This window comes from Candidatus Neomarinimicrobiota bacterium (assembly GCA_034716895.1).
Classification (GTDB): domain Bacteria; phylum Fidelibacterota; class UBA8477; order UBA8477; family JABMPR01; genus JABMPR01.
The window spans coordinates 1-9,594 of the sequence record JAYEKW010000180.1; the positions used below are offsets into that span (position 1 = coordinate 1).

A 9,594-nucleotide genomic window follows, 5' to 3' on the forward strand; every position below is an offset into this window, starting at 1 on the left:
TTTAGTGGCTCGATGATATCTTCACCCTGTTTTAAGGCTTTTACATCAATACCATTAATAGTACCGCAGTCTTCGAGACGGATCACAACATCCTGAGCTACATCAACCAAACGACGAGTCAGGTAACCTGCATCAGCAGTTTTCAGGGCAGTATCAGCCAGTCCTTTTCGAGCACCGTGAGTCGAGATAAAATACTCAAGAACGGTGAGACCTTCTTTGAAGTTTGATGTAATCGGGGTTTCAATGATCTCTCCCTGACTACCTTTCATGGATTTCTTGGGTTTTGCCATCAATCCACGCATACCGGCCAGCTGCTTGATCTGATCAGAGGATCCACGAGCGCCGGAATCAGCCATTATATATACTGAATTGAAACCATGATCATCAGAGCTCAGGCCATCCATCATCATACTGGCAACTTGATTTGTAGTGTGAGTCCAGATATCCAGAACCTTATTGTAGCGTTCACCTTCAGTCAGCCAGCCAGCTTTTCGGTCAGCATTGACCTTCTCAACTTCTTTGGCAGATTTTGCCAAAAGCGTTTCTTTCTTTTTAGGAATCAAGATGTCGGACAAACCAATTGAGACACCACTTTTAGTGGCATATTCAAATCCCAGTTTTTTAAGTGCATCCAGAAAAAGTACCGTCTTGTAGTTACCGGAAAAACGCATAACGTCGCTGATCAGCTTCTCAAGTCGTTTTTTAGTGATCAATTCATTAACGAAAGGATAATCTTCCGGAAGCACCTGGTTGAGCAGAAGGCGACCAGCAGTTGTATCGAGTAATCCACCATCACGGCGAACTTTGATCTTGGCATGGTAATCAAGATATTGATTGTATACAGCCAAAACAGCTTCATCCTCTGAGCTGAATATCATTCCCTCACCCATGGCATCTGGCCGAATCTTGGTCAGATAGTAGCAACCCAAAACCATATCCTGTGAAGGAATAGTGATCGGCGAACCGTGTGCAGGATGGAGGATATTGTGACTGGATAGCATGAGCATGCGTGCTTCAGTAATAGCTTCAGGGGAAAGTGGCAAGTGAACCGCCATCTGATCACCGTCAAAGTCAGCATTGAAAGCTGAACAAACCAATGGGTGGAGTCTAATTGCCCGTCCATTAATCAGAACCGGCTGAAAAGCCTGGATACCTAAACGGTGCAAGGTAGGAGCACGATTCAACATCACGGGGTGATCTTTGACCACATACTCCAGAACATCATAGATCTCCGGCAACTTCTCTTCAACCATAACCTTGGCCTGCTTGGGCGTTTTGGCATAGTTGCGCACCAGAAGTTCTGAAACGATGTGTGGTTTAAATAGCTCAATGGCCATTTCCTTGGGGATACCACACTCATGTAATTTAAGATCGGGACCCACAACGATAACAGAACGACCAGAATAATCAACACGCTTACCCAGTAGATTCTGACGGAAGCGACCCTGTTTACCGGATAGCATATCAGACAAGGATTTCAGCGGACGACGGGTTCCAGAGCGAACAGCACTTTGCTTGCGACTATTGTCAAATAGAGAATCAACCGATTCCTGCAGCATGCGTTTTTCATTTCTCAGGATCACATCCGGTGCCTTGATCTCCATCAGTTGACGAAGACGGTTATTCCGGATAATCACACGGCGGTAAAGATCATTAAGATCTGAAGCAGCAAAACGGCCACCATCCAGAGGTACCAGAGGTCGCAGTTCCGGTGGGATCACCGGTAAAATAGTAAGGACCATCCATTCTGGACGATTGGGAACATCGCTCCCCAGTGTATCAAAAGCTTTGATCATTCTGAGACGCTTCAGAGCATCTGCTTTCTTCTGCTGGCTACGAGTGGTCTTGACGATCTCTTTAAGCTCGATCATGGTCTTTTTGATCTCCAGATCCCGGAGCATGGACAGAATGGCTTCGCCACCAGTTTTGGCGACAAACACATCTTCTTCATCTGCACCCAGAGCATCCGGACCATAAATAGCATCCAGCTCGATGAAATCTTCTTCATCCAGGATCTCACCTGGCTCAACATCAGCTTTTCCAGGAGAGATAACAACGTAAGATTCATAATAAATAATACGTTCGAGATTCTTGGAAGTCATTCCCAGTGTATGAGCAAGGGTAGAAGGAATCGATCGAAGATACCAGGTATGCACTACCGGAACGGCCAGGGTGATATGCCCCATCCGCTCACGACGAACTTTTTTGCGGGTTACTTCAACACCACAGCGGTCACAAATAATACCCTTATATCGAATTCGTTTGTACTTGCCGCAATGACATTCCCAATCCTTGACAGGACCAAAGATACGTTCACAGAAAAGACCATCTTTTTCCGGTTTGTATGTCCGGTAATTGATGGTCTCAGGTTTAAAGATCTCACCCCGGGATTCGCGAAGAATCTTTTCTGGCGAAGCCAGGCGGATCGTGATCTCGGTAAAGTCGTTGACTACAGATTTATTAAGCAAAGGAGTACTCCCTTTTTACTTTAATTCAACATCCAGACCCAGACCCTTCATTTCACGTAACAATACGTTGAAGGATTCAGGAATACCGAATTCAGGTAGATTATCCCCTTTAACCAGGGCATTATAGACCTTCGAGCGGCCCTCTACATCATCAGATTTCACAGTAAGCATTTCCTGGAGCGTATGGGCAGCGCCATAAGCTTCCAAAGCCCATACTTCCATTTCACCAAATCGCTGGCCCCCAAACTGCGCTTTTCCGCCCAGTGGTTGCTGAGTAATGAGTGAATAGGGTCCCGTGGATCTGGCATGCATCTTATCATCTACCTGATGGGTCAGCTTCATCATATAGATCTCGCCGATTGTCACAGGATTATCAATATATTCTCCTGTGCGCCCGTCGATAAGCTTCTGCTTACCACCTACTGGCAGTTTAGCTTTCTTCATCAATGCTTCGACATCTGCCAGTTTGGCACCATCAAAAACCGGAGTCTCAAACATAACTCCCAGTTCACGACCAGCCCAGCCCAGCATTGTTTCATACAGCTGTCCCAGGTTCATACGTGATGGTACACCCAGGGGATTAAGAACAATATCTACCGGACGACCATCATCCATGAAAGGCATATCTTCTTCAGCCACAACAGCGGCTACAACACCTTTGTTTCCGTGACGACCAGCCATCTTATCACCGATGGATATCTTGCGCTTGGTAGCGATCTGAACCTTTGCCAGCTGAATAACTCCAGGCTGCAGGTCATCCCCTACCTTCTGCTTATAAACATCATTCTCATAATTCTGTTCGATCTCGCGATAGAGACGTTCATATTCGTTGAGCAGTTTATTCAGCTTAACATTGCGATCTTCATCAGCCAGAATGGGTTCCCGGCGATTTACCCGATCAAAGTTCAGCGTTGCAATAGCTTCCTTGGTAAAAGGCGTTCCAGCTTTCAGAATAACCCTGCCACCAAGATCGGCCACTGCTGCAGATTTTTGATCCAGCAACAGATGATTTACTTTTTCGTTGCGCTTTTTTGTCAGCGCCGTTTTATCAAGACTGGCACGCTGCTTGAGAGCATCCAGTTTACGTTTTTCATCCAGACGGGATTCACGAGCCTTGCGGGTATAGAGTTCAGTACGAATAACCACACCCTTTACACCGGGGTCAGCCCGTTTTGAAGCATCTTTCACATCGCCTGCTTTTTCACCAAAGATGGCTTTAAGCAGTTTTTCTTCCGGAGTTGGATCAGTCTCACCCTTGGGAGTAACCTTTCCAATAAGGATATCACCAGGATGGACTTCAGCCCCTACTCGAATGATACCATCATTACTCAGATTCCGGGTAGCTTCTTCACTGACATTGGGGATATCCCGGGTCAGTTCTTCTTCACCACGCTTGGTTTCACGAACTTCAAGCTCAATCTCCTTCAAACGCATACTGGTGAAGATATCGCCCTTGAGAAGACGTTCAGAGAGAACGATTGCATCCTCAAAGTTATATCCACGCCAGGGCATGAAAGCAACGGTGATATTCCGACCCAAGGCTAGATCTCCCCGGTCAGTACTCATGCCATCCGCTAAAACATCACCAGGAGCGATCCGTTGTCCAACTTCAACCAATACCTTCTGATTGATACAGGAGTCCTGATTACTCCGCTGAAATTTTCTCAGCTTATAGGTTACCATGCCGGGTTCTTCAATGAGAGTCACTTCTTCATCTATACGACGAGTCGTTTTTACGATGATCTCTTCAGCACTGACAGACTTAACAATACCTTTCACATCTGAAAGGAGCAATGCACGGGAATCTTTAGCGACAATCTTCTCAAATCCAGTTCCAACAATTGGAGCTTCCGGCCACAGTAATGGAACGGACTGACGCTGCATGTTAGAACCCATCAGGGCCCGGTTTGCATCGTCATGCTCCAGAAAGGGTATACACGCAGCAGCCGGTGACACAATCTGCAAGGGAGAAACATCCATATAGGACACTTCTGAAATATCTTTCACCGGAAAGTCACCTCGGATCCGTACCTGCACCCGATCTTCTGTAATGAACCCATCTTCGTCCATAGGCGAGTTTGCCTGGGCGATAAATGTACGATCTTCATCATCTGCGGAGAGATACTCTACCGTTTTAGAGACCTTCGGTTTTCCACCACTATTGACCAATTTTCGGTAAGGAGTCTCGATAAATCCAAGACGGTTAACCACCCCATAAGAGGCCAGAGAGGATATCAAACCAATATTAGGACCTTCAGGCGTCTCAATGGGACACAATCGACCATAGTGAGTATAGTGAACATCTCGAACCTCAAAACCGGCGCGTTCCCTGGTGAGAGCTCCCGGCCCCAGAGAGGACAAACGACGTTTATGGGTAACTTCAGCCAATGGATTGGTTTGATCCATGAACTGGGATAATTGATTGGTTCCAAAAAAGGAACTGATAGCAGAGGTCACGATCCGTGAATTGATTAGATCCTGAGGAGTCAAATTCTCAGTATCACGCACGTTCATTCGCTCACGAATGGTTCGTGTCATTCTACTCAGAGCTACAGAAAACTGGTTCCCGATCTGTTCACCAACTGTTCGCACGCGGCGATTGCCCAGGTGATCAATATCATCAGTACCTCGTTCTCCTTTACGCATCTCCAACAAAAAGTTCACCGACATGATGATATCTTCCGGTGTCAGTACCAATTCCTCCAAAGGAACATCGATACCAAACTTCTTGTTCATACGATAACGGCCAACTTCTCCAAGATCATATTTTTTAGGATCAAAAAAGAGTCTGGATAGAAATTTTTCAGCCAGATCCAGGTTCGGTGGTTCGCCACCACGCATTTCAGTATAAAATATTCTGAGTGCTTCGTTGGTGTCTGATGAACGATCCTTGGCCAGTGTATTTGCCAGCAGATCATAGGCAATGTCTTCCGGGTCACTTACAACCATGACACCGCCAACGCCTTCTTTTTTCAGCTCACGAACCTTTTCCTTGGTCAGCTTATCACCGGCCTCCATAAGGATCTCGCCAGTTTCTTTATTAATGACATCCACTGGTACTGGTGTGTCATAGAAGGATTTCAAACCAACATTATCAGCCAGGCGTAATTCGCGAATGACACCGAATGAGCTAAGAATAGACTCATTCGAGGAGAATTTCATTGCCCTGAGCAGTAATGAGATGGGGAATTTACGGCGTCTATCGATGACTGCATAAATGACATCATGGATATCAGTTGTGATATCCAGCCAACTGCCCCGAAAGGGAATCAGGCGGGCAGAATAAAGCTTGGTACCGTTGGGGTGAATTTTCATATCGAAAAACACACCTGGAGAACGCATTAGCTGAGAAACAATGACCCGTTCAGCGCCATTAACAACAAAAGCACCACCCTTGGTCATATATGGGATATTTCCAAAAAAGATATCCTGCTCCACATGAACAGAATAATCGCCTGGTTCGGAACCTTCCTCAGTTGCATGTAGAATAAGTTTTACCTTTAAGGGTACGGAATAGGTGACTCCACGCTCCAGGCACTCCTCAATGGAATATCTAGGTAAACCGACAGAGTAGGATACGTAATCCAGCTTGTAGTTCCCGTGATTGTCTTCAATGGGAAATACAGCTTGAAATATTGCCTCCAAACCCTTGTTATCGCGTTCGTAGGCAGCATTATCTTCCTGAAGAAATTCTCTCCATGAGGCAACCTGCAAATCCAGCAGGTTGGGAAGGTCGATCTGTGAACCGATTTTGGAGAAGGAGAATCGTTCTATTTTACTAGGCAGGGACAAAAGTCACCTCCACTTTTAGTTAATCAACTAAAGGCGCAAAAGCTCGCAGGAGAAATCTCCTGCGAGCCAGAATCCAGACAAGCGTTGGAACTGAGAGTCAAACTATTTAAGACTGACAGAAGCTCCAGCTTCTTCCAATTTCTTTTTGAGCTCTTCAGCTTCATCTTTGGAAACAGCTTCCTTGATTTTGCTGGGAGCGCTATCAACCAGTTCTTTGGCTTCTTTAAGCCCAAGAGCGGTTACTTGGCGAACAACCTTGATAACATTGATCTTTTTATCGCCGGGACCTTCTAGTACTACATCGAACTCAGTCTGCTCTTCGACTTCTTCAACGGCAGCAGCAGGACCAGCGGCCATAGCGACTGGAGCAGCGGCTGTAACACCGAATTTGTCTTCGATAGCAGTTATAAGCTCAGAAATCTCGAGCATGTTAGCGGTTTCAAGATAGCTCATTACATCATCACGTGTGATACCCATGAGTAGATTACCTCCAGATTAATTCTTTGTTTCTTTTAATGATAATAAAACACCTGCCAAATTCCGCATGGGAGCTTGAAGCACACTCAGGGTATTCTGCATGGGAGACTGCAGCCCACCGAGCAGCATGGCAAGTAACTCGTCTTTCCCTGGTAAATTAGCCAACTTCACATAGAAAGAGGCGTCCAATACCTGGCCCTCAAAAACCAAACCTTTTACAGCTGGTTTTTCTTTAGCCTTACCTTCCTTTTTAAGGAATTCTTTGATCACTCGAGCTGGCGCTGTCGGATCTTCTTTCCCAAAAGCCAGAGCTGTGGGTCCCTTCAGTACAGCTTCGAGACCTTCATAACCACTTTCTTTCACAGCAATGCTTACGAGCCTGTTCTTAAGAACACGAAACTCAACATTAGCCTCATGGAACTGAGACCTGAGTGCATTGGTCTCCTCTACCGTGAGCCCAACATAGTCAGTGAAATAGATGGCGCTGGCGTTTGAGATCTTCTCCCGGATAGAATTCAGGGAGTTAATATTTTTTTGATTTGGCATTTTGCTAATTCCTTCGCCGCTTATACGCCGAGCGTTGCTCTATCAATACGAATACCAGGACCCATCGTTGAGCTGAGGACCATTTTTTGAAAATAAGTCCCTTTAGCACCTGATGGCTTCATGGAAATCAGACGATTGACCAATACTGTAATGTTCTCAGATAAGGCTGAGCTTTCAAATGAAGCCTTGCCAACCACCGAGTGAACGATTCCATACTTATCAGTACGCAATTCAATCTTACCGGCCTTCGACTCATTGACGGCCTTAGTAATATCCATTGTGACCGTTCCAGTCTTTGGATTCGGCATGAGACCACGGGGTCCCAAAATCCGACCCATCTTACCCACTTCACCCATATTATCAGGCGTAGTGATGATCACATCCACATCCAACCAACCGTCTTTCAGCTTCTGGACATATTCTTCAAATCCAACAAAGTCCGCACCAGCTTCGACGGCTTCATCGGCCTTAGGACCTTTAGCCAACACCAGAACGCGTACTTTTTTACCAGTACCATGCGGCAAGGTGACAGTGCCACGCACCATCTGATCTGCGTACTTTGGATTTACTCCCAGGTTGACTGAAACCTCAATAGTTTCATCAAAATTCGCTGTGGCGCACTCCTTGAGCAGGTCAACACCGGCACCAAGGTCATACTCCAAGTTCTTATCCAGCTTACTGAGATTAACTTTTTGTTTTTTTGAAATTTTCATCTCAGATCTCCTACTCAGCTACCGTAATGCCCATACTACGAGCAGTACCCGCAATAATACGCATGGCCATCTCAACATCGTGAGAATTCAAATCCGGTTTTTTCAGCTCAGCGATCTCGCGAAGTTGTTCCTGGGTGACCATACCAACTTTTTCTGAGTTTGGTGTTCCTGAACCCTTCTCCAAACCGGCGGCTTTTCGTAAAAGCACAGCAGCTGGAGGTGTCTTCGTGATAAATGTAAAGGATCGATCAGCATATACCGTAATAACTGCAGGGATAATCAATCCTCGATCTTTTTCAGTCCTGGAATTAAACGCTTTGCAGAACTCCATGATATTCACACCCGCCTGTCCCAATGCCGGTCCTACCGGCGGAGAGGGATTGGCCTGTGCTGCGGGAATATGCAGTTTAATCTTATTAATTACCTTTTTGGCCATTCGCTTCTACCTTCTTACTACTTTTCTAATTCTATCTGCAGGAAGTCCAGCTCAACCGGTGTAGGGCGTCCAAAGATGGATACCTCTACCTTAACCTTCTGCTTAGCTTCATCAACTTCCTTGACAAAACCGGTGAAATCCACAAAGGGACCATCCATGACCTTGATTGGGTCTCCGGCTTTGAAAATGGTTCCCATGACTTCTTGCCCATCGCGCTCCTCAACTTCACCAAGGATGCGACGAACCTCTACGTCTTTCAACGGAACCGGCTCACCTTTTGGACCCACAAAGGACATGATCCCGGGAACATTCTCTACGAGATAACGTGTCTCAATTGTGACTTCCATCTGGATCATGATGTATCCTGGAAAGAATACCTTGTTGCGTATATATTTCTTTCCAGCACGCATTTCAACAACATTTTCTGATGGTACCAGGACCTCAGGAATCAATTCACTCATCCCAGCCAGCTCTGCCTCTTGAAGAATCGCCTCACTAACCTTCTTTTCCTTACCGGAAAAGGTTCTAAGACTATACCATTTCATGGCCATTTTAGCGCCCCATGATCACATTTAAAATCAGAATGGACATCACCTTATCAAGGACAAAAAGAATGAACGCGATTAACGCGGACATCCCTAAAACAACCCAGGTTGAGCCTTTCAGCTCTTCAAAGGTTGGCCAGGAAATCTTTTTAAACTCGGACTGAACCCCATCCAGAAATGCTTTGAACTTTTTTACCATATTCTATTTAACAATCTAAGAAATTGAGCAGGAGAGACAGGACTCGAACCTGCAACCTACGGTTTTGGAGACCGTTGCTCTACCAATTGAGCCACTCTCCTGTCTATACTTCATTTCTTATTTTGTTTCCTTGTGCACGACATGTTTATTGCAATTAGGACAATATTTCTTGAACTCGACGCGTGCTGGATGCAAACGCTTATTCTTTTTTGTCGAATAATTGCGATGTTTGCATTCCGTACACTCAAGTGTGATTATCTCACGCATAAATCACCGCCGAACCTTTACTCGATGATCTCAGTAACAACACCAGCACCAACAGTATGGCCACCTTCGCGAATAGCGAAACGCAGCTCCTGCTCCATGGCGATGGGCTGTATCAACTCGATCGTTAAGTTTACATTATCTCCAGGCATGA

Annotated in this window: 10 protein-coding genes and 1 tRNA gene; all 11 read right to left on the bottom strand. The window is 45.7% G+C overall.

Annotation, left to right across the window (positions count from 1 at the left end; all coding sequences use genetic code 11):
* A partial coding sequence (gene rpoC, locus U9Q77_11125) for a DNA-directed RNA polymerase subunit beta' (GenBank protein ID MEA3287908.1) occupies window positions 1-2,468 on the bottom strand: 2,468 nt, incomplete at its 3' end.
* 15 nt (window positions 2,469-2,483) lie between these two features.
* Window positions 2,484-6,260, bottom strand: a complete 3,777-nt coding sequence (gene rpoB / locus U9Q77_11130) for a DNA-directed RNA polymerase subunit beta (GenBank protein MEA3287909.1) — start codon at window positions 6,258-6,260, stop codon at window positions 2,484-2,486.
* A 102-nt stretch (window positions 6,261-6,362) separates the two neighbouring features.
* A complete protein-coding gene (gene rplL / locus U9Q77_11135) occupies window positions 6,363-6,737 on the bottom strand; it encodes a 50S ribosomal protein L7/L12 (GenBank protein ID MEA3287910.1) in 375 nt (124 codons plus the stop codon).
* Between the two features lie 18 nt (window positions 6,738-6,755).
* Complete coding sequence (rplJ, locus tag U9Q77_11140; GenBank protein MEA3287911.1) at window positions 6,756-7,283, bottom strand: 50S ribosomal protein L10; 528 nt, start codon at window positions 7,281-7,283, stop codon at window positions 6,756-6,758.
* A gap of 20 nt (window positions 7,284-7,303) precedes the next feature.
* A complete protein-coding gene (rplA, locus tag U9Q77_11145) occupies window positions 7,304-7,996 on the bottom strand; it encodes a 50S ribosomal protein L1 (GenBank protein ID MEA3287912.1) in 693 nt (230 codons plus the stop codon).
* A 10-nt stretch (window positions 7,997-8,006) separates the two neighbouring features.
* Entirely contained in the window at window positions 8,007-8,432 is a 426-nt protein-coding gene (gene rplK / locus U9Q77_11150) for a 50S ribosomal protein L11 (protein ID MEA3287913.1), read from the bottom strand.
* Window positions 8,433-8,449: 17 nt separating this feature from the next.
* Window positions 8,450-8,977 carry a transcription termination/antitermination protein NusG gene (gene nusG, locus U9Q77_11155; protein MEA3287914.1) on the bottom strand — a complete coding sequence of 176 codons (528 nt, stop codon included), beginning with the start codon at window positions 8,975-8,977 and terminating at the stop codon, window positions 8,450-8,452.
* A gap of 7 nt (window positions 8,978-8,984) precedes the next feature.
* Window positions 8,985-9,176, bottom strand: a complete 192-nt coding sequence (gene secE / locus U9Q77_11160; protein MEA3287915.1) for a preprotein translocase subunit SecE — start codon at window positions 9,174-9,176, stop codon at window positions 8,985-8,987.
* A 28-nt stretch (window positions 9,177-9,204) separates the two neighbouring features.
* Window positions 9,205-9,277 (bottom strand) — tRNA-Trp (locus tag U9Q77_11165).
* 16 nt (window positions 9,278-9,293) lie between these two features.
* Window positions 9,294-9,443: a 50S ribosomal protein L33 gene (gene rpmG / locus U9Q77_11170; protein MEA3287916.1), complete on the bottom strand. Its 150-nt coding sequence runs from the start codon at window positions 9,441-9,443 to the stop codon at window positions 9,294-9,296.
* A 17-nt stretch (window positions 9,444-9,460) separates the two neighbouring features.
* On the bottom strand, window positions 9,461-9,594 hold a 134-nt coding region (tuf, locus tag U9Q77_11175; GenBank protein ID MEA3287917.1), incomplete at its 5' end, for an elongation factor Tu.